Here is a 26,758-nt window from a genome sequence, read left to right as displayed (position 1 = left end):
AAAAGACGCTTCTACTGTTAATAAACAGCAGGAAGCGTCCTGAAACGAATGGCAATTGTTCATCTTCCAAACCGCCCAGTTACGGGAACCTTCCGGGTACCTGCCTCCATGGTGCCTGAACATAGCGGACAAGCTGGGGGGCCAGACGCCGCCTTTTTGGATACCTTGGCTGAAGGACCATCCGGTTTCTGGCGCAGCCATGCTTTGCAGGTGGAAGAACTGCACTTCCAGATCGCTACGGTTTCTGTACGTTCTGTACCTGAAGATTGCGACCCCGAACTGTTGGAGGACGAAGCTGCCTGATTCACACCCGTGGTGCTGAACGCCGTGTGATTGCGAATAACCCCGCTGCCGCGCCGCTCACTGAGACGATCCTCGTCTCGTTCATCGAGTACTTCAAAATCACGCCGATCACTTTGACGGATCGCGCTGCGCTGATCTGCACCACGCTGAACTGGACTCACTGCATCCCGTCCCTGCGGCCGCGAACCTGAACGGGCGTATGCTGCATTTCCATTTCTAGTTCTACTCTCATTGCCGTTAGCTTTACCATTCGTGTTCCCGTTCCCCTTCCAGTTGCTGCTACCGCTGCCGTATGACGCGTGATTGCCAGTCTGGCTTTCCTCGCGGTTTTTGCGTTTGTCTGGTACCTCCATGCCGAAGGCCTCCAGCAGAAAGCGGGAAACGTCCGCCGGTTTTCCGTGATGACTGGCGGGAGAAGTGATGTATAAATACTGTTTGGCCCGTGTGATTGCGACATAGGCGAGTCGTCGCTCCTCTTCCAGAGCCATGTCCAGTTCGGCATCGGTCTGCTGTACGGTAAGAGCAGCCTTCTGGTCTTCAGGGATATCCTGCCGCAGTGCCGTGCTGTGAGGTACAATTCCTTCGCTGGCGCCGATCCAGTATACACATGGGAATTCAAGTCCCTTGGCCCGGTGAATTGTCATCAGTTGGACTGCATCGCTGTCCTGTGAACGGCGCAGTGATTCCATCTCGCGGTGTCTGCGGGAGAGTTCATCGGCGAATTGGATGAACTCTTCAACGGTTTCGAATTTTTTGGCTGCAGCTTCGAATTCGTCCAGTGTCTCCAGCATCGTTTCCTTATAATGGGTAAAGATGCTTGGATCACCGCTTTCCATATATTTGTCGTAAAACTGGCGCCGCATCTCCTGGATCGCAATCACCGGTTTCAGCTTCGTCAGCGATTTGATCAACTTGATGCGTTCCTTGACCTGCTCCTGCTGAAAAGGCTTCAGCTTGTCCCATTTGGCCAAATGGATAAGCGGATATTTCTTCGCTTGTTGCTCTTCACTGCGCTGAATCCACTCCAGTCCGGCATCTCGGGATACATAGAGAGGCCCCAGCGCACTCGGCAGAGCATCTACAGCACGTGGATTCAGGGACAAGCGCATATGATCCATTAAAGGTCGAATCAGTGACTGGTCATAGAAGACCGGGGAAGCGCCGTGTTGTACAAACGGCACATCTTTCAACACAAGCTGCTCAAATATAGCCCGACTGCTACTTGCTGTCCGGTGCAGGATCGCGATATCCCGATACGTATGCAAACCTTCCTCAACTTGCTGACACAACTGGTTAACAACCCAAGCTGCTTCTTCCTCGGTATTGGAGGGGGTGGCAAACCGAGGCGCATCTCCACGATGCCCGGCTGCGCGCAGCCGCTTGTCACGTCTTCGTTTGTTCCGGGCAACCAATTCGCTGCCCAGTCCCAGAATACGCGCATCGCTGCGGTAATTAATATCCAGCGTCACGATGCGTGCACCGGGGTAAACTTTATCGAATTCCAAAATGGATTCCTGCCGTGCCCCATTAAACGTATAGATCGTCTGGTCATCGTCTCCCACAACCATCAGGTTGCGGTGGGCGGCAGCCAGTTTTTGTACAATTTCATATTGCAGACTATTCGTATCCTGGAACTCATCGACCATGATGTACTGAAAACGCTGCTGAAGCGGCCCCAGTACAGCAGGATCACGAAGCAGAGCGGCAGCTCGCAGCAAAATATCATCAAAATCCATTTTGTTGCGATCCCGCTTCCAGGCTTCATAACCAAGGAGAACACGTTTGGCATCTCGTTCCTCCTGTGATTTTTCGGGAAGATCGCTCGTCTCTGAGCCTTGCATTTTCCAAGCGGACAGCATAGCCAACAGACTCTCAGGCTGAAATGCCTCACTCATGCCATTCTGGCGCAGAAGCATCTTGAGTACCGTATGCTGCGCACGGGACTCACCAAAAATCTCCTCCTGCACGCCGTAATGACGCAGCAGCGTCAATGCGAACGAGTGGAATGTACGGGCCTGCACCGCTCGTGCGGCTGCGGGACGAATGCCAGGCAGCGATGCGATGCGGTCTTTCATCTCAGTGGCAGCTTTGTTCGTGAACGTCACCAGCAGGATGCTTCCCGCGTGAGCACCACTAACCTCCATCAGGTAGCCAGCACGTGCAGCCAGTACGGTTGTTTTGCCGCAGCCAGCTCCTGCGAGAGTCAGCAGGGGTCCCTTGCCGTGGCGAACCGCTGAGATCTGGGGTCCGTTCAGACGGATGCCTACCTCTTCCAGAGAGCGGAAATAAGGCGCATCCCGTTCATCGCTGGCAACGAGCTGCCTACTGGTCTCCAGCGGAGCTGAAGGGGACTGGGGCAGTGATGCCGCCGGGGTAACCCCGAGCGGACGGGGGTAAAACGTTGAGTTCGGACTTAACATCATTCATCCACCTCTATATGCATTCAGGGATAGGACTATCCCGGCTTAAAAGTAATTCATTTGCCCTTTTCACAATCACATTGTAAATTGGTATGATAGGGATAACCGCCCAAGTAGGCGGATCAGTAGGGCCAAAGCTTCATTATACCCGAACGTATGGTCCTGACGAAAGCCCCCGAATTCATCCAGCATCGGCAGGAAACGGGCATTCACGCGAGATTTCGCAACTTTTTGGCATGATATCGTATAAGTTATATACTATAAAAAAAATCAAATGAAAATGAGTTTTGGAACAAATGGGTGTTGAATCAAAAGGTTCAACTCTGACGGGACAGAGGAGGAGAAGTCATGAAACTGCTTCAGCGAATTAAGAACGGAGCAAACAAAGCAACAGAGCGTGCCCAGCACGCCGTTGAAATCGGAAAAATAAATAATCAGATTGTGGGCTTGCAGCAGGAACAGGAAGTCCATTTTACAGATATGGGTCGTATCTTCTATGAAGGTTATCGCGCACAGGACATGACGCGTGCCGAAAAAGAGATGGTGGATCTATCGGGATTGTGCGATGAATTGCAGGATGAGATCGATGGTCTGCGCAACAAGATTGCACAACTCAAAAATGAGCGCTTATGCGAGTGTGGACACGTCGCTTCACTGGATGCCAACTTCTGTCCGAAATGCGGACGCAAGTTGGGTGAATTCAAACCCGCAGCAGCATCTGTAGGGGCGACAAACCCTGCGAGACAGGAAGCAGCTGTGGCCCAAAGCCCGGAGGGACCAATCTATGATGCGCCAGCTGAAGAGGAACTGGAGGAAGCTGAGCCGTATCACACGGTAATTCCGTCCATTGCGGACCTGGAGACCGAATCCGAATATAACAGTACGGAATTTACCCAAGAGGAAAAGGAAGCGTTCGATGCCGAGTGGGAACGCCGTCGGGATGAAGAAATGCAACGGGAGCGCGAGCGCCAGCAGGAGCTGGATGAGCGCATTCGGTACTGGAAAGAAAATAATCCGATCGTGAACACGGTGGACGTACAGACGGAAGTGCCACGCGAAATGGTGAATTGTCAGATTTGTACAGCAGAGCTTCCCAAAGGTTCGAAATGGTGCCCACGCTGCGGAGCAGAACAGATCTGATCTGATGCAGTAGAAGCGCTGCCGAATCAATGTGTGGCAGCGCTGGTTGCTTACAGCATGGGGGGACGGGAATATGGACCAACTGCTGCATCATTTGCGTCATCTGGGGTTTACCGAGATGGAATCTAAAATTATGGTGGAACTCGCTCGCCAAGGCTCAGCCTCGGGATATGAGGTTGCGAAAAGGCTGGGTGTGTCCCGTTCCAATGTATATGCCACCCTGCAACGGCTGGAACAGCGGGGATTCCTGCGTTGCAGCGCAGGCGAGCCTGCGAAATACAGTGTCTTGAAGCCTGAGGAGATGACAAGTATGATCTCCGGTCAGATGCGTGCATCCCTTGAATATGTGCAGAGCAGTATGCCGCAGCATGAGCCGGAGAAGCCGGTCTTTTACAATATTGAAGGCGACAAAAATGTATTTGAGAATCTAAGCCGTGAACTGGCTGAGGCCAAACATGAGATTGTGGTGGACGTATGGCGTGAGGAAGCAGAGTTGTTGCGTGCAGACTTGCAGCGTGCTGAAGACCGAGGTGTGCGCCTGTTATGGTCATGTGATGGTGGAGAGGGTATTATGGATCAGCCCGCTCCTTGGCCTTGTTTGCCTTCATACGGAGCAGGGAATGGCCGGAAGTTCTCTTTAGTGGTAGATCGTCGTTGGTGCATGTTAGGGATGCGCGGAGAATCTTGCGCCACTCAGGCGATGGTGACAGAACATCCGGTCATGACCGGACTGCTGTTGAATCATTTTGCTCAGGAATTGGTGTTGTATGAACTGGAGCAGGACATGGGGGAGGAACTGGAGTCTCGATACGGGCCTCGATACCAAAACCTGTCAGCACGTTATTGGTCAGTACCTTCAGATATCCTATGAACTCCAAAATACATGCTTAAAGGAAGCAGGCGTTGCCATGAGGCAGACGCCTCTTCTTGCTAGTTAACAGAAGCAGTGATGTTCATCACAGCAAATGTTCCCTGTTGAGCTAATGTAATAGGGTATGAATTCATGCTATTTTTGAGAAAATGAAGCTATGAACGTAACTTTATCATAGGCAAAATTGGTTAGTTTTTGGGCACGTGAACTAACGCTTCAAGTACATCGATATAATATTCCGTACCGTGTGGCACGAACTCGGCTGCTCTAATCTCGCGCATGTGACGTGTTTGAACGTGAAGAGGAACAGAGCTACTATTTGCCTGATCCACCTGATTGGACGCTGACTGCACGGCTTGCACTCCCGCGGCTTGAATCACATGGGTTTCGCCACGGAACAAGGCAATCAAGTCATCCAAAGGCACTTCGTATAAGCTGTCGACTTCGCTTACCTGCAAGGTATAGGCTTCTAGAGGCTGGTTCAAGCACAGTCCAAAGACGGAGCTGAATTCCCGATCGATAAAAGGTACACCGCGAACCTGCCCTTCAAGTTGCTGTCTTGCCGTCAACAGGTAGGTCAGCGTTTCAAAAGGTGCTTGCACGCCCAGTTCTTCCTCCAGCTCACGACTGGCTTCATGCAGCTGTTCGCCGGCTGTGAGATGCCCTGCTGCGGTAATGTCGTAACATCCGGGGAAGGTATCCTTGATATCCCGTCTTCGCTGAAATAGAACCAACCGCTGTGAGCCTTCGTCCCGCACGATCCAGCAGTGGAATGAACGGTGCCAGAATCCCTTGGCATGAACCACGCTGCGTAGCTCTGTACCTATCCAATTTTGCTGATCGTCGTAAATATCGAAACGTTCTGGGGTCATGATACGTATCTCCTTATATAGCAAGTTTTAAAGTTCAAAATTTCACAAAGTATGTTTTAAACGAAAGGGGAACCATCTTATGGAATGCATTGTACACTTTCAGGTCATTTATCCGCAACCTCAGGAACGTAAAAGTCTTAGAGGATTGATTATGGTAGGGCAAGGTCAGGAACCGGCGAATAGCCAGCTAACAACGATGTTTAAGGATATGGGATTCAACGTACGTCTGGAAGACGAGAACCAATTGTTGTTTAAACCTGTGGATGCGTCGATGAATTTTGATTATATCCGGGTAACAGAGCTCGATACCGGGGAAGAGGTTTATAAGGAAGATCGGGATTTGAAGTCGATTTTGGAGCACTTGTTGCCGCGTCGATTCTAGTTTGTAAGCATGGTGAGCGTAAGATAATAATGACATTAGAGCAACATACCTGCTTGTGAGATAAAGAAAGGCCCCACCTTTACGGTGAGACCTTTCATGTGGTTGCCGATTTGATTCCACCCGCTCCGTGCGGGATTGCAACAACACGGATGAAGAAGCATGACGGACAGATCAAGCAGGAGTTTTTTTACATAAGCCTTTATATATTAACAATTATCCACTACTGTTCTCAATAGAGAGTTTGGGTACACTGTAAATTCTGATACACTTCAAGCATGGAAACGATTAAGCCGTTGCGCCGTTACCTTCAGCTTCCAGCTCTGAAGTACAGTGCGAACAGCGAGTAGCCGCAGCCGGAATTTCGGACAGACAGTATTTGCAAGCCTTGGTCGTTTTTTGCGGCTCGGGCTTTTTGTGTTCTTTGCTTTTGATGTAATTGATCCCCTTCACCAGCATGAAAATACAGAAAGCGACGATGAGAAAATCAATCATCACGTTGATGAACTGCCCATATGCAATCACCGTAGCGCCAGCCTCATTGGCTTGAGCGAGAGTTGTGATCTCCTGTCCGCTGGCTGTTTTCATATCCCGATCCAGATTAATGATTTTCTGACTGAAATCAATGCCTCCAAGCAGTTTACCTACCGGTGGCATGATAATGTCATTCACGAGGGACGTGACAATTTTACCAAAAGCAGCCCCGATAATGACACCGACTGCCAAATCGATGACGTTGCCACGTACTGCAAATTCTTTAAATTCCTTTAGTACGCCTTTCATGTCTGCAAATCTCCTTTACCAAATATATTCATAATACAGGCGGCGTTTCCATCGATTCTCCGTTCGGACACGCGCTTCCGTTCTCATATTGTACATAAAAAAACCGCAGCAATCATCCCTTTAATGCAAATTAAGACAAGTTTCCGCAACTTCCATGAAAATACTTCTTTATTTCACGGCGCCGATTCGGTATACTTCTAACATTATCAGTTCCGTTCACACTTTTACATTCAGGTTCGCGATCATATATTGTAACGAATCATGGAGCTTAAAAAATTTAATATGCCGACTCGTATATGTGCAGGAATAGGCCTGCATGTTTCTACCCGATCACCGGAATGATCGGACTACGGGAAAGATCCTGCAACGTTGTTAAGGTATGGAGAGAGATGATTATCGGGCAGTGTGTCTGAAAAAGGATGTTCAGGCATCTTCATATCCCTTCTTGAATAGGGAGTTTGAGGTTTGCTCTGAGTTATCCTGTTATCATGCTCTTCCATTACACTATACTTGCAGTATCCATGCGGCTTGTCCACATATGTACAAGTCCGTCTTTTCCCGTCTCCGGTTCTTCCGCAGCGTGTAAAAAGGCGGGCTTTTTGTTTTTTACAGAGGGGATCGAGGTCATGCAGGCTTCTGTACGGGAGGGCGCACAGGGGGAAGAATTACGATGCAATTGTTAAAAGACAAGGTAATACAGGAAGGCATTGTCCTGTCCGAGCAGGTACTCAAAGTGGATTCATTCCTGAACCACCAGATGGACCCGGTTTTGATGAAGGAAGTCGGTAAGGAGTTCATCCGCCGTTTTGAAGGGGAGAACATTACGCGTGTACTGACGATTGAATCTTCAGGGATCGCACCAGGCATCATGACTGCGCTGGAACTCAACGTTCCGCTTATTTTTGCACGGAAGCAGAAGTCACTTACACTCACGGAAGACATTCTGGTTGAGAAGGTGTACTCCTTTACCAAGCAGGAGACCAATGAAATTACAGTTGCGAAGAAGTTCATGCAGCCTGGTGACCGTGTACTGATCATCGATGACTTTCTGGCCAATGGCGAGGCAGCATTTGGTCTGGCCCGCATTGTGGAGCAAGTAGGCGCTGAAGTAGTTGGTATTGGCATCGTGATTGAAAAGGCGTTCCAACCAGGAGGCCGCTTGCTGAAAGAAGCAGGATACCGTGTGGAATCACTGGTTCGTATCGGAGCGTTATCAGACGGAAAAGTTACGTTTGCGGACGAGGAGGTCACGATCTAATATGGCACGCGAACGAATTTTTCAGCGGCATCGGCATCCGATCAAAACGTTCTCGTTAGGTCTCCAGCACGTGCTGGCGATGTATGCAGGAGCTGTCGTTGTACCAATTATTGTAAGCAAGGCCCTTGGTTTTACAACGGAGCAGTTGACCTATCTGATTGCGATTGACCTGCTCGCCTGTGGTGTGGCAACACTGCTTCAGGTATGGGGCAATCGTTTCTTCGGAGTGGGGCTGCCCGTCATGCTTGGCTGTGCATTCCAGGCTGTATCACCGATGATTTTAATTGGGATGAAGAGCGGTGTGTCTGCCATTTATGGTGCGATCATTGCTTCAGGGATATTCGTTGTATTGTTCTCGGGCATTTTTGGCAAATTGATACGACTCTTCCCGCCAGTCGTCACTGGATCAGTAGTAACCATTATTGGTCTGACCCTGATTCCGGTTGCGTTCAACGATCTCGGCGGCGGTCAGGGTGCAGAGGACTTTGGCAGTGGGGTTCATCTTCTGCTCGGATTCGGCGTATTGGTGTTCATCATTCTGATGACACGGTTCACGACAGGATTCGTTCGTTCCATCTCGGTGCTGATCGGCCTTCTCGTGGGCACAGTGGCAGCAGGGCTTATGGGTGAAGTGAACTTTGCGCCAATTCGTGAAGCAAGCTGGTTCCATGTCGTGCAGCCGTTCTACTTTGGTACGCCGACATTTGAGATTGTACCGATTCTGACCATGATTCTAGTGGCGATTGTCAGCGTAGCTGAATCTACTGGTGTATTCATGGCTCTTGGCAAAATTTTGGATAAAGACCTGTCCTCCAAAGATCTGGCTCGTGGCTACCGTGCAGAAGGTTTGGCGATTGTGCTGGGTGGTATCTTCAACTCATTCCCTTACACGACCTATTCACAAAACGTAGGGCTTGTACAGATGACTCGTGTCAAAACGCGTGATGTTATCGTTGTAGCGGGTGGACTGCTTGTGGTTATCGGCTTTGTACCGAAGATTGCTGCATTGGCGCAGCTTGTTCCAGGTTCTGTTCTTGGCGGGGCCATGGTTGCATTGTTCGGTATGGTGGTATCGTCAGGTATTCGTATTCTGGGCAGCCAGGTTGATTTGAACCGTCATGAGAACCTGTTCATCATCGCCTGCTCTGTAGGCATGGGTCTGGGTGTAACGGTTGTGCCTCAATTGTTCGCAGGTGCGCCGGACTGGGCACAGATTATGCTCGGTAACGGAATTATTGCAGGTAGCTTTACGGCCATTTTCATGAATTTGCTCTTTAATGGTCTGGGTACTCAAGCAAGGGCTGCCAAAATGGCTGAACGTCAAGCGGATGTGATCCTTGGAGATAACGGCAAGTCGGCGTAAAAAGTAAAGAACTGAAATCATCGTTGTTATTACCCGATGCCTTCAACATGTATATTATGTTAACTTTAAATTCCTCATGGATTGAATAATAAATGTTGTGAATAAAAAAGTTAAACGGCCTGAACTATTCAGGGGATGAATCATCTATCCTGTTAATCGTTATTGAAGGCATAATAAACGGAACACCGGAGACCTTGCTCGTTAGAGAGCAGGAGATCCGGTGTTTTTTCTTTTTTTTGCCCAAAACAAGATGGATTATTATGTAGACTCACATGATGAATTACTTTGAGATGAAGCCGATAGAAACGTTACATCTTACAGATGCCGCATCTGTTTCTCTGCAAAGTCTCCGACCCACGGCAGCTTAAGCCATTTGCCTTGCAGACTGGTCACCACCATGAGAAGCCAGACCACCACACCAAGCAAGGACAATAGCGATGCCAGCAGTGGCCCAAACAGTGGGAGGAAGGCACACAACACATGACCGACCATAATGAGGCCAAATACCGTGACGGATTGAAGTGCATGAAACAGAACGAATCTGCTTCGTTTTTCTACAGCCAGAAAGACGATTCCACCTACAAAAGTGAACAGATAACAGAGCATGCCGGCAATATTTTCATCCAGACCGCTTGATGATTTCATGGGGGACATTCGGTCCAGCCTCCTTTGTCCTTTTTAACTAGGTTATGAAGGAGGTGGACAGAACTGAACCGGATGGGACGAAATGTATCTTTGCTAGCTTAAAAGGGACATGTTCCTAATACTGCCCTGGAACATGCCCCTTTCCTTGCCTCATTATATAACTTAACGGTCACCCCGCTGAAAATGTCTGCGTGGATGTGTGGTCTTGCCAATCTTATCGGTATCATTCTCTTTAGGAACCAAACGCTCGTCGGTACGACCTTCGTGATGGTTGTCAAAAGCGAATTCTGTCAGTTCCCATTCCGTCTTGCCGAGAACGGGATCGGCCGGGAATTGTTGTCCGCGATGCAGATGTTCTTCTTGTCCGGCTTCGTTGGTATATATTCCGTCCACTTCCACCTTTTCATGCGAAAGGGGCAGCATTTCTTTATCTTTCTGATCCATAAAACAACGCCTCCTTAGATCCCATTATTTTAACTGTATGGGTTGTCCGTGATAATATCCCCCGAATAGTTCAGTGTTATGCTGGATATATTAATTCCGTATAGAAGTATCGTATTTATAACATATGATTCGGAATTAAACTTTTTGGGCATAAAAACCGTTATAAATATTAGGTAAAATCGTCAAGTCGTCAGATACTTCCGAATATGCTACAATAAGATTATGATTCACACCGAATCATATCGGGTATTTATAGTGTCAGGTACTTGCTTAAGCAAGGGTTCCCGACCTAAAGCTTGCTTTGAGCCGCGCACACAACTTCATGGATGGCATTTAAGACTTATTCGGCATTCTCTAAACGGAGCATTCACTTTCAACGTTTTGGGAGGGAATTACAATGGCAACGAAAGGTCACAATGAGGTCAAAGAAAGTTTGAGGGAAATGACTCGGATTTTCCGTCCTAAAGATCCAAAAAAATTCGTGAAGGAGTACGTGAGAAAATACCGGATTACGGGTGGATACGAGGAAGAATTGACTTCTGTGGTTGAGCATGAGCTTGTCAAGATGGATTCTTCCGTGTCCTGAAACACACACAACTCTGATTATACTGTTCCGATATGAATAGAACCGTCTCCCGGGCGTTAAGCTCCGGCAGACGGTTTTTTTTGATTGAAAAATGATATGTACATATTTCCAACGTGTAAACCTTTCATCTAAAAGAAAACAGAATTAGCTGTAGAGCTTCGCTCCACTTTTGGGGGCTTTGTTCCGTTCCTGCTGCATATACATGGAAGTACACATATGGCAGGAAGGATGAATGCATGTGGACCCTATTTTGAAAACGAAAGAAGAGATTGGCTACATGCGGGAAGCAGGACGAATCCTGCGAAGCTGTCACGAGCATATTGAAAAGTGGTTGGCCCCCGGTGTAACGACAGGAGATATTGACGAACGGGTGGAGGTTTTTTTGGCTGAAAGAGGAGCTACACCTGAGCAAAAGGGGTACAAAGGTTATCCTTACGCTACATGCGCTTCAGTTAATGAAGTGGTTTGCCACGGCTTCCCTAATGACCGGAAACTGGTCGAAGGCGATGTGGTGACCATTGATATGGTGGTGAACAAAGATGACTGGCTTGCCGATTCTGCATGGACGTATGGGATCGGTGAACAACGCAGGTCCATACGCAAACTAATGAATCGAACGGAAAGGGCGCTTCATAAGGCGATAGCACAGGCAGTGCCAGGAAATACGCTGGGGGATATCGGTAACGCGATTGAACGGACAGCGAGGCTGTATCGTTACGGGATTGTGAAGCCTCTTATTGGTCATGGGATCGGTCAATACATCCATGAACCCCCGAATGTCCTCCCTTACGGGAAACGCAGGACGGGCATGATGCTGACAGAGGGCATGGTCATTACGATTGAGCCTATATTTACGAAAGGCAGCTCTGGAGCAGTTGTATGGGATGAGGATGGCTGGACGGTGAGAACAGTGGATGGAAGCTGGGGCGTCCAGTATGAGCATACGGTAGCCATAACAAGTGATGGTCCTCTTATACTAACTGACGGGACTTAGACGCTGTATCTATGGCAAGCTGGTAAGGGTGCCGCATACGGTGTAAGAGATATACAATAGGTTCAGGCTCCATGCCGTTTGGTTCTATAAGGGAGCGGTATGGAGCTTTACTGCGGCTTCCAGTAGTTGTAAGAGAAACAAGCTGATGCAGGCTTTTCTGTTTTGCATAATACTGCATGTTTTCAATGTGAGAAAAATCGGCAAAAAAATCAATTTCATCACCGAAATTTGGCAAAAATTTTCAAAAGTAGAGAGTAATATTTTTAACTGAAATCGGTTACAAATCAAGTTGTGGTGCGGTTTTTTACATATAGTGAACAATTTGTGAACATGTGTCCAAAGATTGACAAAATCATACCCTCAACTTATATTTAATAAGTGATTGAACCATATAGAATGAATTGGAAGAATGCGCAGACATGCCCTTAGCAGGAAATGACGGGAGTAGTGGAAGCGTTATTTTTGTAAGCGTTCTGTATGTCGGACAGGATTACGTGTATCGTGCTGAAATGAACTGAATTAAGTTTATTTTGGGCGACAACGGCAATCTACGAAAATGTTAAAAAAGTGGGGTAGATCAATGATGAAACAGTGGCAGGTTGCAAAGCGAATTCTCCCCTTGCTGGCGGTGTTCTCTTTGCTGCTATCCGCATGCGGGCGGGAAGACTTGTCGGTAATGAAACCTCAGGGTCCTGTGGCGCAAGGCCAATATGATCTGATGAAGCTGTCCATTGCGATTATGATCGTGGTGCTCATCATTGTATTTGCTATTGCTGCGTATGTGTTGATCCGGTTTCGCAGACGAGCCGGGCAGAATGAAATGCCCGAACAGGTTGAAGGTAATTTCAAGCTGGAAGTAATATGGACAGCCATTCCGTTGCTGCTCGTAATTGTTCTGGCAGTACCGACGGTAAAAACGATTTTTGCCCAAGGCGAAGATCTGTCCAACGACAAAAATGCAATTCAGGTCAAAGTCACCTCGCATCAGTACTGGTGGGAATTCACTTATCCTCAATATGACGTAACCACCGCTCAAGATCTCATCATCCCGACCGGAAAGAAAATCGCATTCGAATTGAAAACCGCTGACGTGCTTCACTCCTTCTGGGTGCCGTCACTTGCGGGTAAAATGGACACAAACCCGGATGGAACGCTTAACAAGTTCAGCTTCTCGGCGCCAAATGAAGGCGTTTACCGAGGCAAATGTGCTGAATTATGCGGCAGGTCGCATGCCTTCATGGAATTCAAGGTAAAAGCGGTCAGTCAGGAATCCTTTGACAAATGGGTTAACGAAATGAAAGCCCCAGCGGTACTTCCGGAAGATACCCAATTGGCTGAGAAGTTCAAAACGAACTGCCTTTCTTGCCATGCAGTTGGGGATCAGGGCGGGCCAGTTGCGCCTAACCTTACAGGTATCGGCGGCAAGCAATCCGTGGCAGGTATTCTGCTGAATCAGGGCGAAGGCCAGGAAGACGGTAATCCGGTGCTGGACAACATGAAAGAATGGCTCCATGATCCACAATCCGTGAAGCCGGGCAATACAATGCCTAATCCGAAAGACCTTGGACTCACAGATGAAGAAATCGACGGAATTGCCGAATATCTGGCCAACTACAAATTGGACTATGAATAGAACAGCAAGGACGAAGAAGGGGGTACACAACCTTGGCTCATGCTCATAGCGTCAAGCGGTATAGGGGCTTGATGGATTGGATCACCACCGTCGATCACAAAAAAATCGCCGTTCTCTATTTGATTGCGGGTGGATTTTTCTTCGGAATCGGCGGCATTGAAGCCATTTTGATTCGGATTCAGTTAATGAAACCGATGAATGATTTTGTGTCGGCACAGGTCTTCAACGAATTGATTACGATGCACGGAACAACGATGATTTTCCTTGGTGTTATGCCTATTATTTTTGCACTTATGAATGCCGTTGTACCTTTGCAAATTGGGGCACGGGACGTTGCTTTCCCTTTTGTTAACGCGCTTGGTTTCTGGACGTTCCTGTTTGGCGGACTGCTCTTGAACCTGAGCTGGTTGATGGGAGGGGCACCGGATGCCGGCTGGACTTCGTATACGCCACTCTCTGGCAGCGAGTACAGTGGGACGCACGGTGTGGATTTCTACACGATAGGTCTCCAGATCGCCGGTCTAGGGACACTCATCGGGGGCATTAACTTTCTTGCGACCATCATTACGATGCGTGCGCCGGGAATGTCCTATATGCGGATGCCGATGTTTACCTGGACCACATTTATTACATCAGCCATTATCCTTTTTGCATTCCCTGCCATTACGGTAGGACTTGTACTGTTAACGTTTGACCGTATACTGGGAGCCAATTTCTTTGATGTTGCAGGTGGCGGTAACCCGGTACTCTGGCAGCATATCTTCTGGATCTTCGGGCACCCGGAAGTATACATTCTCATCCTGCCGGCTTTTGGTATTATCTCGGAGGTTATTCCAACCTTTGCACGTAAAAGATTATTCGGTTACAGCTCCATGGTGTTTGCAACCATCCTGATCGCCTTCTTAGGATTCATGGTATGGGCGCATCACATGTTTACGACTGGTCTGGGAACAGTCGCCAATGCATTGTTCTCGATCTCAACCATGTTGATTGCTGTACCAACAGGGATCAAAATATTTAACTGGCTCTTTACGATGTGGGGCGGACAGATTCGTTTTACGGCAGCAAACCTGTTTGCTGTTGGATTCGTTCCAACCTTCGTTATGGGCGGGGTTACTGGTGTCATGTTGGCCTCAGCGCCTGCGGATTTCCAGTTCCATGATACGTACTTTGTTGTGGCTCACTTCCATTACGTTATCGTTGGTGGATTGGTGCTAGGTTTGTTCTCTGGATTACATTACTGGTGGCCGAAGATGTTCGGTCGCGTCCTGAGCGAAACGCTCGGAAAGTGGACCTTCTGGACATTCATGATCGGTTTCCAATTAACGTTCTTCGTACAGCATTTCCTTGGTTTAATGGGGATGCAGCGCCGGATCGTTACATACTTGCCGAATCAGGATTTTGACCTGCTTAACCTGGTCAGTTCTGTTGGTGCATTCCTAATGGGTGTTGGGGTTATCATGTTCCTCGTGAACATCGTGATTACAACGAGAAAACCAGTTGATGCGCCGAATGATCCGTGGGAAGATGGTCGTACGTTGGAATGGTCAATCCCATCTCCGCCACCGGAATACAACTTTAAGCAGACGCCTCTGGTACGTGGAATCGATGCGTATTGGAAGGAAAAGATGGCTGGACATACGGAGATGACACCGGCCGAACCTGTTGGTTCGATTCATATGCCATCAGCGACTCCACTGCCGTTTGTTATGTCTGTCGGTATATTCATTGCCGGACTTGGTCTCATGTTCAGCAAAGATGATTTTGGCAATGCGTTTATGAACGGATTGTTTAACAATTACATTGTAGTCATTATTGGCCTTCTGATTACATTTGGTGCGATGGCGCTGCGGTCACTCTATGATGATCATGGCTGGCATATTGAACCGGAGGATCAGGATGAGAAGGGGGTTAGAACATGACAACTCCACATGCCGAACCGGTAAACGGCAAATTGCCGCATGAGCCGGAGAAAGCAACGCTGGAAGGACGCAACAAGCTTGTCGGCTTCTGGTTGTTCCTTGGCGGCGAGACCGTATTGTTCGGAACCCTCTTCGCAACCTTTTTGGCCCTCCGTGGCCAAACGAATGACGGACCGACGGCGAATGAATTGTTTCATCTGCCACTCGTGGCTGCAGCAACCTTTATTCTCTTAGTCAGCAGTTTGACAAGTGTATTTGCCATCCAGGCTATGCATAAGGGGAAGCGCAATGCTCTTGCTCTCTGGCTTGGCATTACCGTTGTACTGGGTCTTGGATTCCTCGGTCTGGAAATCTACGAGTTCTATGAATATGTGAAACATAAAGAGTTCGGCATGACTACAAGTGCATTCAGTTCAGCGTTCTACACGCTGGTTGGGTTCCACGGAGCTCACGTTGCATTCGGTATTATGTGGATTGGGCTCATTATCGGGCAACTGTTCAGAAAAGGATTAACGGTCGTAACTGCACCTAAAGTATACGTCTCCGCAATGTACTGGCACTTTATTGACGTGGTTTGGGTGTTTATCTTTACGGTCGTGTACCTGCTCGGAAAGGTGGGGTAACACATGTCGGTACAGGATAAGAGTGATCAGCAGCCTGTGAAGCATCGTCACCGGGCGGAAGGGCCACAGAAACACGTCGTTGTTTTTATTTTCTCGATTGTCCTGACGCTAATTGCGTTCGCGGCTGCTGCCGCGGGAGGAGTCAATACGACCTTTACCATTATTATATTGGTGGTTATGGCGATCCTTCAGGTGTTTGTACAGCTCGGTTACTGGATGCACTTGAAGGATAAAGGGCATTTAATGCCGATCCTGTTCATGAGCTTCGGATTTTTCGTAGCTTTTACGTGCATCATTATGGCACTCTATTGGGTTTGGTGGTAAAAGAGATGGCGGCGGCGCAGTGTCGCCGTCTTTTCCCCTTTTAGGCGGATCAATCCGTCAATGGATTCAGGCAACAACCAAATCAGGTCACGGGGAGGTTTCCCGTATGCTCGGGTTGCAATATTTTAGTTTCAACGATTTATGGAGTCCACTTATTATGGCATTGTTTCTGCTCATTGCTGCAGCTTATCTAGTGCTCGTTGGTCCGTTCAGTGAGCGGATCAAGGGGGCAGATCAGGCTACGGTCGCACAGAAAATGATGTTTATTACTGGGCTTACCGTGTTGTATCTTGCACAAGCGGGGCCATTCAATCTGCTGGGTCATGTGATGTTCAGCTTCCATATGGTGAGTATGGCCCTGTCCTATCTGGTAGCGCCACCGCTATTGATGAAGGGATTGCCCCTCTGGGTATGGCGCGGAATCATCCGGTGGCTGCCGACACGGCAGTTATCTTTTTTGGCTCATCCGATCGTGGCGGCTGTGCTGTTTAACGGGTTGTTCTCGTTATATCATCTACCCGTGGTACATGATTACGTGATGTTAAATTTTACGGTTCACCGTTTGTATTACATTGTACTTTTCATTACTTCCATGCTGATGTGGTGGACGCTGCTCAATCCGTTGCCGGAAGGGAGACAAGCGTCGGGGCTGTCTAAGATTGGTTTTATTTTTCTGAACATGGTGCTTCTGACACCAGCTTGTGGACTGATTATTTTTGCTTCCGAACCCTTGTATGCGACCTACAGCAATCCTGCCGTATGGGCTGAGGCGATGCGGTATTGTGTCTCCGGGGATTCTACGGCATTGCTGCGATCGTTCGGTGGACCGGCGTTCTTCAACTTTCTGTCCTCTGCCAAGGAGGATCAGCAGGTGGGCGGTATTTTGATGAAATTCATACAGGAAGGCATCTTCGTCTCCATGCTGGCGTATGTCTTTTTCCAATGGTACCGCAAGGAAAAACGGGAAGATGATGATGATCCGTACCCTGTAGAGAATACGGGAGGACCGCTCAATCCTGCAGCGAAATAACACAAGTTTTGTTTGGACAAGAGGGGGAAACACACGATGGATATGTATTTTCTGCTACCCACGATCAGTACTTCTTTCATTGTGATTAGCGCAGTGCTGGTTGGAATTGGCTGGGTGCTAATTATCCGTGGCAAACGGGAGGCGCACCAAACCGCGATGATTGCAGGGGCCATTGCTGCCCTTCTGTTCTTTGTCATTTATATGTCTCGTACCATCTTTGTCGGGAATACGGCTTGGGGTGGGGACCCGGAAATGGAGATCTTCTATCGAATATTTCTGATCTTTCATATTATCCTTGCCACGGTGGCAGCGGTCTTCGGGATTTCCACTTTGGTGCTTGGGTTCAAAAAGAAATTCAAGACACATCGCCGTTGGGGGAGATTTACATCCATGATCTGGTTTAGCAGTGCTATCACAGGCGTTATTGTATACGTTTTGTTGTACCTGCTGTATCCTGGTGGACACACTCGTCCGGTATGGGAAGTCATTTTGGGTGTTTAATGCAATGAATTGAATTCTTTGAAAATATGAAAATGGATGTATCCACCCGTGGATTGGTCCAAGCTTCCTCTCGCATTCATTCATAGAATGAGTTCGAGAGGGGGAAAACAAATGAAAAAAACAGTCCATGTAAGTCAAACGTATCCACGTCTCACGGTGTATTCAGAAGAGGATTATCGTGGAAGAAGCAGGGTATACCGTGGTAACACGGGTCTCCGTAATCTGGACAACATCCTGGGTGGGGTAGAAAGCCTGCGTTTCTTCTCGACAAGTTCGAATGCAACGTTGGTTGTGTTTACGAGACCTAACTTTCAAGGCGGATTCCGCGTCTTTCGTGGGAACACCAACTTGAGAGATTTGGATGATCTGATTCGTGGCAATGATGTGGAATCTTTGATTTCCACCAATCAACGGCTTACTTTGGACGAAATTCGTGCGATTCGCAGTAATCGCAGCCTGCCAAGTGGCTACAACCTCGTTTAAGGATTAAACCTCTTCAGTATTCAGGTGCCCGGAAACAGTAAAGAGCTGTTCCGAATTGTGTTCGCACAATATCGGATACAGCTCTTTTTTGGTTTGAGGAGTTATCCTAATCTCCACCACCGCCACTGTCCCCACCGCCACTATCTCCACCACTGTCGTTGCTGGTTCCACTATCGCTACTGTGATGGTGATTAGATCCCGAAAAAGAATCACTGTCATGATGCTTGTGATCGTGTGAATGTTTGGAATGATGAGTGTAGGAGTCATCATTGGTGGTAATGACCGGGTATGCCGGAGAAGAGTCGGTGTAGCCGTTGTTACGGCGAACTCGATGTCTGCCTTTTTTGGCAGCATGACGCTTGGGTTCATCCCGCAAAATGAGCCAGATGACCACGATTCTGACGTGAATCCCATCCTTTCTTCCTGATTCAGGAAAATAAGGAGTTGACGGGAATAGGGAGTGGTCTGTATACTGTGTATATTGATATATACAGTGAGCACAGTCGAGATGGAAAGGCAGGCAATGATATGAACGAATGGAAGCAGGCTTGGTGGCTGACCCGCAGCGAGATGAACAAGGATAAGCTCCAATGGCTGTGGACCGCAATTTTTATGATATACACGGGCAGCATGAGCGGTGTGATGTTATTAGGACAACAGAAGACAGATTTCATTAATCCTGTTGTTGATACTTTCTTTTTGATCATGGTGCCATTTCAGGGATTCGTGTTCAGCAGGCGTTCCTTCCGTTACATACAGGAGGATTCCTATACACAAATGTTGGCCTACTATCGCAGACTTCCCATTCCACACGAGACAGTGATGTGGTCGAGACTTCAGCAGGCTCTGATGGCGTTTACGTATAATGGTATCTTTTTCTATGGATCACTGTATGTGGTTGGGTTGCACGAGGAAGGGTTCCGGTGGGATCAGTACCTGGCCTTTGGCATAACTTGTACAGGTTACGGACTTCTCATGACAGGCTTATATATTTACGGAGAGTTTCTGCACAGTGGCAAAAAATATTTGCTTCTCAGTTCACTCTTTTTGCCGCTTACGATCATCCTATCCTTGCTGATCCGAACGTCGGGCAGTTACGGATTTTCGATTGTAATTGATATGAGTAAATCATGGGGGCTGCTTTCCCCGATTATGTGGGTTGCTTTGGTGGCTGGCATAGCAGGATTATGGCTTTTCAGTCGGTTGACGCTGAAGAAACTTTCCAATCGGGATTTGAGTTAACGGTATGAGGGATGAACGCAAAAATGAATACAGGATGAAACCGGCACGGACAGGTAACAGACTGGAGTGTACCGGAGGGCGAGGTGCAAGATGTGAAAATACCCATTCAAATTAATGAAAATAGCGCTGAACCTTTATACCACCAAATTGAAAATCAGTTAAGATCGTTAATTGTTACGGGTCAGTTGGGGGAGGGAACACATTTGCCGTCCATTCGCGAATTCGCCGGATCACTGAATTGCAGTGTTATAACGGTTAGACGGGTCTATCAGGATCTGGAGAATGAAGGGCTGCTTCGTACGAAGCAGGGGACGGGTACATTTGTGGCCCAGGTAGAAGCTGGCGACAGAGAAAATTATAGATTGAAGGCCGCGCAGGAAGCGATGCAGGCAGCGGTGCAGTCCGGAAAATCGGTGGGATGTACGGAAGAAGAACTGGAGAGTCTGTTCCGGGAAGTCCTCAAGGCAGTTTACTCGAAGTGAGGGAGTGATTCATACATGGAGCCCATAGCAGTTCAGTTGAACGGCGTATCCAAAATGCGAAAACGCAGAGTTATTGGCCCAATCGATCTGACCATCCCGGAAGGGTATGTAGTTGCTATTCTCGGTCATAACGGTTCAGGTAAAAGCACACTTCTTAACATGCTACAACAAGTGGTACTGCCAGATGCCGGGCAGATTATATGGTTTGGGAAGGAACATGAGGGGCCTCTTCCCATTGAACTGAGACAACAGATCGGTTTTGTGGCTGACAACGCTGGGCTCGAAGAGAACCGGATTACTGCACAGGAAGCAGCTGATTTTCGAGCCTACTGGTACCCGCGTTGGGATATGAAGTTGTTCAACCAACTGATTCACGATATGGAAGTACCTGTTGATGTGAAGCTGAACAAGATGTCGAAGGGTGAACGGAGGAAATTCGAGATCGCTGCTGCAATCGCAGCTCGCCCAAGACTATTGCTTTTGGATGAGCCTTCATCAGGATTGGACCCCTTTGCCTGGAAAGTGATGATCGAGCAGTTCCGTACCTTCATGGCTGAGGGAGACACCACGATTCTGATTGCCACACATATTGCGGACGAAGTCAAAAGGCTTGCCGATTACATCGTATTGATGCACCGTGGTCAGTCCCTGGGGATGGCCGAGAAAGATATGGTGCTCGATCAGTGGAAAGAAGTCTGGTATGAAGGAGACTTACGACCAGAGAGCATCCCTGGGGTTGTGGAATCTTCTTCTGAAGAGAGAGGACTGGTTCGCGTCATTACAACCCGGGTCAGTGAAGCGCAGGAAAGGTTGGAGCTGGCAAATAACCGGGTATTGAAAATCCGTAACTTGGAATTGGATGAAGTCTTGGCATTCTGGATTGCCGGGTATGCACCCGTACAGTGGAAATAACCGAAGGGAGACGATAAATGATGAACCGATTGGAATTGAAGCAGGTAGTCAAGCAATATGCAGACAAAACAGCAGTTAATGGTGTGACGCTTAATGTAAAAGAAGGGGAGATTTACGGTCTGCTTGGAGCCAACGGCGCTGGTAAAACAACAACGATGCGTATGGTGCTCGGGCTGATCCACCCGGACGGGGGAAGTATCCAGTACAACGGCAAACCCTATAGCAAAGAATTGCAGCAGATTATGGGATATCTTCCGGAAGAGCGCGGTTTGTACCCGAAGGTAAAGGTCAGTGAACAGATCAACTATCTGGCCCGTCTGCGCGGCATGAATGGAAAGGATGCGGATCAGAGCCTGAAGTATTGGTTGGACCGATTCGAAGTGCCGGAGTATTACGACAAAAAGATTGAGGAACTATCCAAAGGGAATCAGCAGAAGATGGGCTTTATTGCCGCAGTGGTCCACAGGCCGCAAATTCTCATTCTGGATGAAGCCTTCAGCGGACTTGATCCGGTGAACGTGGAATTGCTGAAATCCACGGTGAAGGAGTTGCGTGACGAAGGCACGGCCATTCTGTTCTCGACACACCGTATGGAGCACGTCGAAGAATTATGTCGTCAGATAACAATCCTGCATCGCTCCAACACCGTTGTGCAGGGAGAGATTAAGGAGATCAAGAGCCGTTATCCACGTGAGCATGTATTCTTGAGCACCACGGGTAATGTGGGCGGTCTGGAACAGCTGCCGGGTGTGAAAAAGGTAGAGCAAAATGAGCGTGGATACCTGATCCATATTGGTCAGATGGAAGCAGCTCAGGAAATTCTGAGAGCAGCCATGGCTCAGACGACCGTTGAACATTTTGAAATCAAGGAACCAACGCTTAACCAAATCTTTATTCGTGAGGTAGGTGAGTCGAATGAATAAAATGGGGACAATTATCGGATTTACGTTCAAAAACAAAGTAAAAACGAAGTCTTTCATGGTGACGACTATTGTACTTGCACTTTTAATTACGATTGGACTCAATATTCCATATTTCATTACCTTATTTAATGGCGGTCCCATCGGTGGAGGCTCGAGCACGAATCCGGTAAATATCGGTCTGCTGAGTAAAGGACAAACGGAGGTAGCCGAGAAGCTGGAGACATACTCTTCCGCACAAGGCAACCAAACGTATCGTTTTGTTAACGACGCGAGTAAAGATGAAGCGGCACTCAAAGCCGATGTGGAGTCGGAGCTTTTGGATGGGTACCTGAAGTTTGAACCTGTTGCGGGGCAAGACTTCCCACAACCTGTTTTGTACTCAAGTGAAGATATCTCCCCGCAGGTTATAGCACCCATTGAAGCTGCGCTGCAAATTGTGAAGCTGGATGTCGTGGTGAAAGATACACTCACGGCGGAACAAAAACAGCTCATCAGTACGCCGGTAAAACTGACAGAGCAAAACCTGGATTCTGGCCAAAGCGGAGCTGCAGCGGAGTCGGAAGGTACCATGAGTGGCATCAATTACATTGTGGTATATCTGCTGATTATCCTGTTGTTCACATCAACGATGATGACAGGTAATATGATTGCTTCCGAGATTACAGCCGAGAAGAGCTCGCGTATTATGGAGATTTTGATTACGAGTGTATCTCCGCTCAGTCAGATGTTTGGTAAAATTATCGGTATTTTCATGGTAGGTCTATTGCAAATCGGTATCTTCGGTGCAGTAGTTGCTGGTAATATGCTGTTACCGCATAACCGCGATGTATTGAGTGATTTCAACATGAACCTGGGTGATGTGAACGTCGCAGTCATTGTATACGGACTTATTTTCTACATTCTGGGTTACTTCCTGTATGCGGTGATGTTCGCGGCCATTGGTTCGATGGTGAGTCGGACAGAAGAACTGGGTCAGGCCGTATTGCCGATTACGATGTTGTCCCTGGTTTCCTTCTATATTGCAATTTTCAGTATTGCTACACCGAACATCCTGTTGTTGAAAGTAGCAAGCTTCATTCCGTTCACATCGCCAACGGCAATTCTGGTACGGATTGGGGCAGGCGTTGCGCCAACCTGGCAGATCTGGACGTCCCTGGCCATTCTCGTGGTATCGATTATGATCTTCGGCTGGCTCGCAGCGAAAATCTATCGTACAGGTGTGCTGATGTATGGTAAACGCCCAACGTTCAAGGAATTGTTCAAAGCGATGAAGGCTTATAAGATCTGATCCAAGTTTACGAACACGGGTATTCAATTTTAAATTAGTGGTTCAATAGAACCTTCATGATCCGGAACGGAATTGGCTTGAGTAATTAAAGCAGAGAAGGTGCTATGCTTTAAAGAGGAGCATCTTCTCTGCTTAATTCATAATAATCCAAATATCTTTTATTCAAATTACTATATTGCTTAAAGGAGAATACATAATATGAAAAACTGGAAACGCATGCTCTTGTCCCTGACGATCTCCGTAGGTTTGCTCGCATCGGCAGTACCGGCTATGGCCTCTCCGCAAGAGACATCGGTAAAGGTGAATGACGAAACGGTTGAATACACGGCGGGTGCACCGATCAACGATAAAGGAACAACACTTGTGCCGCTGCGCTCCACGCTGGACGCAATGGACGTGAAGCTGACGACAGCAACAGATGATACAATTACAGCCGTCGTTAACGGCAAGACGATTACGTTGAAGAGCAAGCTTACACGTATTAATGGCGTAACATATGCGCCGATTCGAATTGTAGGGGATGCGGCAGGTTATGAGGTCCGTTGGGATGCTGCTGCACGCACAGTGCTGCTGGTTTCCAAAGGTGGCAAAACAGAAACTGTTCAAACTGGTGGACGTGGCTTCATGTGGGAAGTCGAAAGCAACGGTAACACCGTGTATCTGGTAGGTTCTATGCATATTGCGGATGAAAGCTTTTATCCATTGCGTAAGGAGTTTGAAGAAGCCTTTGCCGAGGCGGATTACCTAGGCGTAGAGATCGATATCAGCAAAGCGGCTGACGAAGCGCAGCAGAAGATTGTTCTGGATCTGGGCTCGTATCAGGATGGCACAACACTGAAAGATCACATCTCCAGCGAGACGTATGCTCAGGTGGGAGACATTTTGAAGAAGAATGGATTGGAAGTGAATGCACTGGATACCTTTAAGCCTTGGGTAGTGGAGAGCACACTGGCCAGCCTGAAATCCATGAAAGCGGGCTATGAAGCTTCTTCGGGGGTTGACCTTTACTTCATACAGAAGGCAATTGAGCGCAAACTTCCGGTGATCGAGTTGGAATCCTATGAATCTCAATTGGGAATGTTCAATGACTTCTCCAAGGAGCTGCAAGAGAAAACATTGAAAGCGACTTTGGACAATTTTGATGTGTTGGATGACAGCGTGAATCAAATGGCCGAAATGTGGAAGACAGGGAATGACGAACAACTGTTGGAGCTGACGAACAGCTTCTCTGATGATGAAGAATACAACAAAGCAATGCTGATCGACCGTAATGTTGGAATGGCTGATAAGATCGATGGTTACCTGAAAAACGGCAAAGGTGAAGAGTATTTCATCGTTGTTGGTGCAGCGCACTACTTGGGTGATCATGGGATTGTGAAGTTGCTGAAAGATAAAGGATATACAGTGGTACGAAAATAATAGAATTATAGCTCCTTATATGGGAGTTTGGTATTCTCTCCACATGATAGACAATAGTGAAAAAAGAGATTGTATAAAATCCCTCTCAAGCACTGGCACTGGAAGCTTGAGGGGATTTTTGTATGCCTGCGAAGTGAATGAAGGCTTGATATTAATTACGGTAAGAAACCCCCGTGCATTGATTCCCGTTTTTTTTTACTGTCAAATGTCGAATCAGGACATTAGATTCAATCTCAGAAATGTCTATTTACAAATATTAGAAAAGCATTTAAAATAAATGTAAGCGTTTTAAAAGTTAAAGCGCTTTAACTTTTAGGCGGAGGTGATTGTGTCTCGCGAGTATCGAATCATGGTTTCTCCATCAAGATGCTGCATTGAATTTTAGGCTTAAAGGTTATGTCATGGATCAAAACCCATTTGGACCTAAAAGGAGCGTAAATTTATGAGAAAAAATAGGGGATTTTCTGTTAGCAGCAAGGCTGTTATGATGTGTTGTCTCGCTTTTCTTCTGATTCCGGCGAGCTTTGCTTTCGCCGCTCCAAACAAGCCGTTTCCGCAGCACACGACATATACCAGCGGCTCGATCAAGCCTAACCATGTTACGCAAAGTGCGATGGATAGCTCCGTGAAAGCGAAATGGGACAGCTGGAAATCGGCTTATCTGAAAACGGCGGGCACAGGCAAGTATTATGTGAAGTATCAGTCCAACGGGGATACCGTATCTGAGGCACACGGGTACGGAATGCTGGCAACGGTTATAATGGCTGGTTATGACGGCAATGCGCAGACCTATTTCGACGGACTTTATCAATATTATAAAGCGCATCCGAGCGCCAACAATTCGAAATTGATGGCATGGAAACAAAACAGCAGCTTCCAGAACATTGAAGGCGCCGACTCGGCCACGGATGGAGACATGGACATTGCTTATTCGCTCCTGCTTGCGGACAAGCAGTGGGGTAGCAGCGGCAGTATCAACTACCTTCAGGCCGGCAAGGACATCATCAATGCCATCATGCAAAGTGACGTGAATCAGTCCCAATGGACGCTGCGTCTTGGCGACTGGGCAACGGATAATACGTTCAAAAATGCTACCCGTCCATCGGACTTTATGCTGAATCACTTGAAGGCGTTCCAGGCAGCAACGGGTGATGCCAAATGGGCGAACGTGATCGACAAAACCTATACCATTGTCAACTCCTTATACAACGGGTACAGCTCATCAACCGGATTGCTTCCAGACTTCGTCGTTCTGTCGGGCTCGACGTACAAGCCAGCTTCAGCCGATTTTCTGGAAGGGGCGAACGACGGCAGCTACGATTACAATTCGTGTCGTACGCCTTGGCGGATCGCAACGGATTACCTGATGACTGGTGACAGCCGGGCACTTAGTCAGCTCAATCAAATGAATAGCTGGATCTCAACCAAAGTAAGCGGTAATCCTAGCAACGTAAAGGATGGTTATAAACTCAACGGCACGGTTACAGGTTCCGGCGGCAGCGGCGCGTTCTATGCACCGTTTGGTGTCAGCGCTATGACCTCGTCCGTGAACCAAAACTGGCTGAATTCCGTCTGGACCAAAACGGCCGGCAGCTCCAATGAAGGCTACTATGAAGATAGCATCAAGCTGTTCTCCATGATCGTGATGTCCGGCAACTGGTGGACATACTAAGCAACTTATAATCCGATGATTGCTCATATGCAAGCAGGCCGGGAGATCAGCTCCCGGCCTGCTTTTTTTATGGATAGAGAGCTAGGAGAATGTATTTAATGATTGATTTAAGAAAGCCTTATAGATGGCAAATCCCTAGAAACAACAAACCGCCATATCTCAGGAAATCCTGGGATATGGCGGTTTCTCTTAATGTGAAATTACGTCGTTAGACGTTTTTCTTATGGTATCAGGAAGAATGGATGA

At 47.9% G+C, this 26,758-nt stretch carries 27 protein-coding genes and 1 riboswitch; of the genes, 21 read left to right on the top strand and 6 right to left on the bottom strand.

The window, feature by feature from the left end:
- Positions 1–59: 59 nt before the first annotated feature.
- Positions 60–2,723 carry a UvrD-helicase domain-containing protein gene (locus tag AC4PM4_RS22495; RefSeq protein ID WP_491614615.1) on the bottom strand — a complete coding sequence of 888 codons (2,664 nt, stop codon included), beginning with the start codon at positions 2,721–2,723 and terminating at the stop codon, positions 60–62.
- Between the two features lie 348 nt (positions 2,724–3,071).
- Here AC4PM4_RS22495 and AC4PM4_RS22490 point away from each other — a divergent pair, with 348 nt between their 5' ends.
- Together AC4PM4_RS22490 and AC4PM4_RS22485 are read left to right on the top strand one after the other, a co-directional pair.
- Positions 3,072–3,863 carry a zinc ribbon domain-containing protein gene (locus AC4PM4_RS22490; protein WP_064642520.1) on the top strand — a complete coding sequence of 264 codons (792 nt, stop codon included), beginning with the start codon at positions 3,072–3,074 and terminating at the stop codon, positions 3,861–3,863.
- Between the two features lie 73 nt (positions 3,864–3,936).
- Positions 3,937–4,734 (top strand): TrmB family transcriptional regulator, encoded by a 798-nt coding sequence (locus tag AC4PM4_RS22485; protein ID WP_491614614.1) that lies wholly within the window; start codon positions 3,937–3,939, stop codon positions 4,732–4,734.
- A gap of 188 nt (positions 4,735–4,922) precedes the next feature.
- On the opposite strand, the gene AC4PM4_RS22480 is transcribed toward AC4PM4_RS22485, so the two are convergent.
- On the bottom strand, positions 4,923–5,606 hold the full coding sequence (locus AC4PM4_RS22480) for an NUDIX hydrolase (RefSeq protein ID WP_064642516.1): 684 nt from the start codon (positions 5,604–5,606) through the stop codon (positions 4,923–4,925).
- Positions 5,607–5,685: 79 nt separating this feature from the next.
- On the opposite strand from AC4PM4_RS22480, the gene AC4PM4_RS22475 reads away from it, so the two are divergent.
- The gene (locus AC4PM4_RS22475; RefSeq protein ID WP_491614613.1) at positions 5,686–5,988 is read left to right on the top strand and encodes a hypothetical protein; all 303 of its coding nucleotides are present in this window, start codon (positions 5,686–5,688) and stop codon (positions 5,986–5,988) included.
- 285 nt (positions 5,989–6,273) lie between these two features.
- On the opposite strand, the gene mscL is transcribed toward AC4PM4_RS22475, so the two are convergent.
- Positions 6,274–6,768: a large conductance mechanosensitive channel protein MscL gene (mscL, locus tag AC4PM4_RS22470; protein ID WP_063567891.1), complete on the bottom strand. Its 495-nt coding sequence runs from the start codon at positions 6,766–6,768 to the stop codon at positions 6,274–6,276.
- 270 nt (positions 6,769–7,038) lie between these two features.
- Positions 7,039–7,138, top strand: a riboswitch (purine riboswitch).
- Positions 7,139–7,438: 300 nt separating this feature from the next.
- Between mscL and AC4PM4_RS22465 the strand changes: the two genes are divergently transcribed.
- Both AC4PM4_RS22465 and AC4PM4_RS22460 read left to right on the top strand, forming a co-directional pair.
- The gene (locus AC4PM4_RS22465; protein ID WP_063567892.1) at positions 7,439–8,026 is read left to right on the top strand and encodes a xanthine phosphoribosyltransferase; all 588 of its coding nucleotides are present in this window, start codon (positions 7,439–7,441) and stop codon (positions 8,024–8,026) included.
- Position 8,027: 1 nt separating this feature from the next.
- The gene (locus AC4PM4_RS22460; protein ID WP_063567893.1) at positions 8,028–9,389 is read left to right on the top strand and encodes a nucleobase:cation symporter-2 family protein; all 1,362 of its coding nucleotides are present in this window, start codon (positions 8,028–8,030) and stop codon (positions 9,387–9,389) included.
- A gap of 315 nt (positions 9,390–9,704) precedes the next feature.
- Here the strand turns inward: AC4PM4_RS22460 and AC4PM4_RS22455 are convergent, their stop codons facing one another.
- Together AC4PM4_RS22455 and AC4PM4_RS22450 are read right to left on the bottom strand one after the other, a co-directional pair.
- The gene (locus AC4PM4_RS22455; protein WP_063567894.1) at positions 9,705–10,043 is read right to left on the bottom strand and encodes a DUF4870 domain-containing protein; all 339 of its coding nucleotides are present in this window, start codon (positions 10,041–10,043) and stop codon (positions 9,705–9,707) included.
- 153 nt (positions 10,044–10,196) lie between these two features.
- Positions 10,197–10,478, bottom strand: a complete 282-nt coding sequence (locus AC4PM4_RS22450) for a hypothetical protein (protein ID WP_053779714.1) — start codon at positions 10,476–10,478, stop codon at positions 10,197–10,199.
- A 397-nt stretch (positions 10,479–10,875) separates the two neighbouring features.
- Here AC4PM4_RS22450 and AC4PM4_RS22445 point away from each other — a divergent pair, with 397 nt between their 5' ends.
- The 9 genes from AC4PM4_RS22445 to AC4PM4_RS22405 all read left to right on the top strand — a co-directional run bounded on the left by AC4PM4_RS22445 (position 10,876) and on the right by AC4PM4_RS22405 (position 18,574).
- The gene (locus AC4PM4_RS22445; RefSeq protein ID WP_017690840.1) at positions 10,876–11,064 is read left to right on the top strand and encodes a hypothetical protein; all 189 of its coding nucleotides are present in this window, start codon (positions 10,876–10,878) and stop codon (positions 11,062–11,064) included.
- A gap of 232 nt (positions 11,065–11,296) precedes the next feature.
- The gene (gene map / locus AC4PM4_RS22440) at positions 11,297–12,058 is read left to right on the top strand and encodes a type I methionyl aminopeptidase (RefSeq protein WP_491614612.1); all 762 of its coding nucleotides are present in this window, start codon (positions 11,297–11,299) and stop codon (positions 12,056–12,058) included.
- Between the two features lie 580 nt (positions 12,059–12,638).
- Positions 12,639–13,691, top strand: coding sequence for a cytochrome c oxidase subunit II (coxB, locus tag AC4PM4_RS22435; protein ID WP_063567896.1), 1,053 nt, complete (start codon positions 12,639–12,641; stop codon positions 13,689–13,691).
- A 71-nt stretch (positions 13,692–13,762) separates the two neighbouring features.
- The gene (gene ctaD / locus AC4PM4_RS22430) at positions 13,763–15,613 is read left to right on the top strand and encodes a cytochrome c oxidase subunit I (protein ID WP_371121660.1); all 1,851 of its coding nucleotides are present in this window, start codon (positions 13,763–13,765) and stop codon (positions 15,611–15,613) included.
- A complete protein-coding gene (locus AC4PM4_RS22425; protein WP_063567898.1) occupies positions 15,610–16,236 on the top strand; it encodes a cytochrome (ubi)quinol oxidase subunit III in 627 nt (208 codons plus the stop codon). The genes ctaD and AC4PM4_RS22425 overlap by 4 nt, the downstream gene beginning before the upstream one ends.
- Positions 16,237–16,239: 3 nt before the next feature.
- The gene (locus AC4PM4_RS22420; RefSeq protein WP_063567899.1) at positions 16,240–16,560 is read left to right on the top strand and encodes a cytochrome C oxidase subunit IV family protein; all 321 of its coding nucleotides are present in this window, start codon (positions 16,240–16,242) and stop codon (positions 16,558–16,560) included.
- Positions 16,561–16,666: 106 nt separating this feature from the next.
- On the top strand, positions 16,667–17,590 hold the full coding sequence (ctaG, locus tag AC4PM4_RS22415) for a cytochrome c oxidase assembly factor CtaG (RefSeq protein WP_063567900.1): 924 nt from the start codon (positions 16,667–16,669) through the stop codon (positions 17,588–17,590).
- A 36-nt stretch (positions 17,591–17,626) separates the two neighbouring features.
- Positions 17,627–18,091 carry a DUF420 domain-containing protein gene (locus AC4PM4_RS22410; RefSeq protein ID WP_024632131.1) on the top strand — a complete coding sequence of 155 codons (465 nt, stop codon included), beginning with the start codon at positions 17,627–17,629 and terminating at the stop codon, positions 18,089–18,091.
- A 111-nt stretch (positions 18,092–18,202) separates the two neighbouring features.
- Positions 18,203–18,574 carry a hypothetical protein gene (locus AC4PM4_RS22405; RefSeq protein ID WP_063567901.1) on the top strand — a complete coding sequence of 124 codons (372 nt, stop codon included), beginning with the start codon at positions 18,203–18,205 and terminating at the stop codon, positions 18,572–18,574.
- Positions 18,575–18,680: 106 nt separating this feature from the next.
- Here AC4PM4_RS22405 and AC4PM4_RS22400 read toward each other — a convergent pair whose 3' ends face one another.
- On the bottom strand, positions 18,681–18,968 hold the full coding sequence (locus AC4PM4_RS22400; protein ID WP_400348361.1) for a hypothetical protein: 288 nt from the start codon (positions 18,966–18,968) through the stop codon (positions 18,681–18,683).
- A 134-nt stretch (positions 18,969–19,102) separates the two neighbouring features.
- Between AC4PM4_RS22400 and AC4PM4_RS22395 the strand changes: the two genes are divergently transcribed.
- From AC4PM4_RS22395 to AC4PM4_RS22365, 7 genes are all read left to right on the top strand, one after another.
- Positions 19,103–19,816, top strand: a complete 714-nt coding sequence (locus tag AC4PM4_RS22395) for a hypothetical protein (protein ID WP_143021575.1) — start codon at positions 19,103–19,105, stop codon at positions 19,814–19,816.
- Positions 19,817–19,908: 92 nt separating this feature from the next.
- Entirely contained in the window at positions 19,909–20,298 is a 390-nt protein-coding gene (locus tag AC4PM4_RS22390) for a GntR family transcriptional regulator (RefSeq protein ID WP_179261870.1), read from the top strand.
- Between the two features lie 15 nt (positions 20,299–20,313).
- Complete coding sequence (locus tag AC4PM4_RS22385; protein ID WP_079695768.1) at positions 20,314–21,210, top strand: ATP-binding cassette domain-containing protein; 897 nt, start codon at positions 20,314–20,316, stop codon at positions 21,208–21,210.
- A gap of 20 nt (positions 21,211–21,230) precedes the next feature.
- Positions 21,231–22,133, top strand: coding sequence for an ABC transporter ATP-binding protein (locus AC4PM4_RS22380; protein ID WP_400348584.1), 903 nt, complete (start codon positions 21,231–21,233; stop codon positions 22,131–22,133).
- Positions 22,126–23,421, top strand: a complete 1,296-nt coding sequence (locus AC4PM4_RS22375) for an ABC transporter permease (RefSeq protein ID WP_063567904.1) — start codon at positions 22,126–22,128, stop codon at positions 23,419–23,421. Before AC4PM4_RS22380 ends, AC4PM4_RS22375 begins: the two co-directional genes overlap by 8 nt.
- Before the next feature lie 198 nt (positions 23,422–23,619).
- Positions 23,620–24,840, top strand: coding sequence for a TraB/GumN family protein (locus tag AC4PM4_RS22370; RefSeq protein ID WP_491614611.1), 1,221 nt, complete (start codon positions 23,620–23,622; stop codon positions 24,838–24,840).
- Positions 24,841–25,282: 442 nt separating this feature from the next.
- Entirely contained in the window at positions 25,283–26,512 is a 1,230-nt protein-coding gene (locus AC4PM4_RS22365) for a family 8 glycosyl hydrolase (RefSeq protein WP_090953969.1), read from the top strand.
- The last annotated feature ends 246 nt before the right edge of the window (positions 26,513–26,758 follow it).

Source organism: Paenibacillus sp. MDV22-iso6, from assembly GCF_058408365.1.
This window is presented reverse-complemented; position numbering and strand designations above follow the sequence as displayed.

What these genes read in the sequence shown, in the direction of transcription:
- AC4PM4_RS22495 (WP_491614615.1), bottom strand. Translation starts at nt 2,723, where the DNA reads ATGTTAAGTCCGAACTCAACGTTTTACCCCCGTCCGCTCGGGGTTACC.
- AC4PM4_RS22490 (WP_064642520.1), top strand. Translation starts at nt 3,072, where the DNA reads ATGAAACTGCTTCAGCGAATTAAGAACGGAGCAAACAAAGCAACAGAG.
- AC4PM4_RS22485 (WP_491614614.1), top strand. Translation starts at nt 3,937, where the DNA reads ATGGACCAACTGCTGCATCATTTGCGTCATCTGGGGTTTACCGAGATG.
- AC4PM4_RS22480 (WP_064642516.1), bottom strand. Translation starts at nt 5,606, where the DNA reads ATGACCCCAGAACGTTTCGATATTTACGACGATCAGCAAAATTGGATA.
- AC4PM4_RS22475 (WP_491614613.1), top strand. Translation starts at nt 5,686, where the DNA reads ATGGAATGCATTGTACACTTTCAGGTCATTTATCCGCAACCTCAGGAA.
- mscL (WP_063567891.1), bottom strand. Translation starts at nt 6,768, where the DNA reads ATGAAAGGCGTACTAAAGGAATTTAAAGAATTTGCAGTACGTGGCAAC.
- AC4PM4_RS22465 (WP_063567892.1), top strand. Translation starts at nt 7,439, where the DNA reads ATGCAATTGTTAAAAGACAAGGTAATACAGGAAGGCATTGTCCTGTCC.
- AC4PM4_RS22460 (WP_063567893.1), top strand. Translation starts at nt 8,028, where the DNA reads ATGGCACGCGAACGAATTTTTCAGCGGCATCGGCATCCGATCAAAACG.
- AC4PM4_RS22455 (WP_063567894.1), bottom strand. Translation starts at nt 10,043, where the DNA reads ATGTCCCCCATGAAATCATCAAGCGGTCTGGATGAAAATATTGCCGGC.
- AC4PM4_RS22450 (WP_053779714.1), bottom strand. Translation starts at nt 10,478, where the DNA reads ATGGATCAGAAAGATAAAGAAATGCTGCCCCTTTCGCATGAAAAGGTG.
- AC4PM4_RS22445 (WP_017690840.1), top strand. Translation starts at nt 10,876, where the DNA reads ATGGCAACGAAAGGTCACAATGAGGTCAAAGAAAGTTTGAGGGAAATG.
- map (WP_491614612.1), top strand. Translation starts at nt 11,297, where the DNA reads ATGCATGTGGACCCTATTTTGAAAACGAAAGAAGAGATTGGCTACATG.
- coxB (WP_063567896.1), top strand. Translation starts at nt 12,639, where the DNA reads ATGATGAAACAGTGGCAGGTTGCAAAGCGAATTCTCCCCTTGCTGGCG.
- ctaD (WP_371121660.1), top strand. Translation starts at nt 13,763, where the DNA reads ATGGATTGGATCACCACCGTCGATCACAAAAAAATCGCCGTTCTCTAT.
- AC4PM4_RS22425 (WP_063567898.1), top strand. Translation starts at nt 15,610, where the DNA reads ATGACAACTCCACATGCCGAACCGGTAAACGGCAAATTGCCGCATGAG.
- AC4PM4_RS22420 (WP_063567899.1), top strand. Translation starts at nt 16,240, where the DNA reads ATGTCGGTACAGGATAAGAGTGATCAGCAGCCTGTGAAGCATCGTCAC.
- ctaG (WP_063567900.1), top strand. Translation starts at nt 16,667, where the DNA reads ATGCTCGGGTTGCAATATTTTAGTTTCAACGATTTATGGAGTCCACTT.
- AC4PM4_RS22410 (WP_024632131.1), top strand. Translation starts at nt 17,627, where the DNA reads ATGGATATGTATTTTCTGCTACCCACGATCAGTACTTCTTTCATTGTG.
- AC4PM4_RS22405 (WP_063567901.1), top strand. Translation starts at nt 18,203, where the DNA reads ATGAAAAAAACAGTCCATGTAAGTCAAACGTATCCACGTCTCACGGTG.
- AC4PM4_RS22395 (WP_143021575.1), top strand. Translation starts at nt 19,103, where the DNA reads ATGAACGAATGGAAGCAGGCTTGGTGGCTGACCCGCAGCGAGATGAAC.
- AC4PM4_RS22385 (WP_079695768.1), top strand. Translation starts at nt 20,314, where the DNA reads ATGGAGCCCATAGCAGTTCAGTTGAACGGCGTATCCAAAATGCGAAAA.
- AC4PM4_RS22380 (WP_400348584.1), top strand. Translation starts at nt 21,231, where the DNA reads ATGAACCGATTGGAATTGAAGCAGGTAGTCAAGCAATATGCAGACAAA.
- AC4PM4_RS22375 (WP_063567904.1), top strand. Translation starts at nt 22,126, where the DNA reads ATGAATAAAATGGGGACAATTATCGGATTTACGTTCAAAAACAAAGTA.
- AC4PM4_RS22370 (WP_491614611.1), top strand. Translation starts at nt 23,620, where the DNA reads ATGAAAAACTGGAAACGCATGCTCTTGTCCCTGACGATCTCCGTAGGT.
- AC4PM4_RS22365 (WP_090953969.1), top strand. Translation starts at nt 25,283, where the DNA reads ATGAGAAAAAATAGGGGATTTTCTGTTAGCAGCAAGGCTGTTATGATG.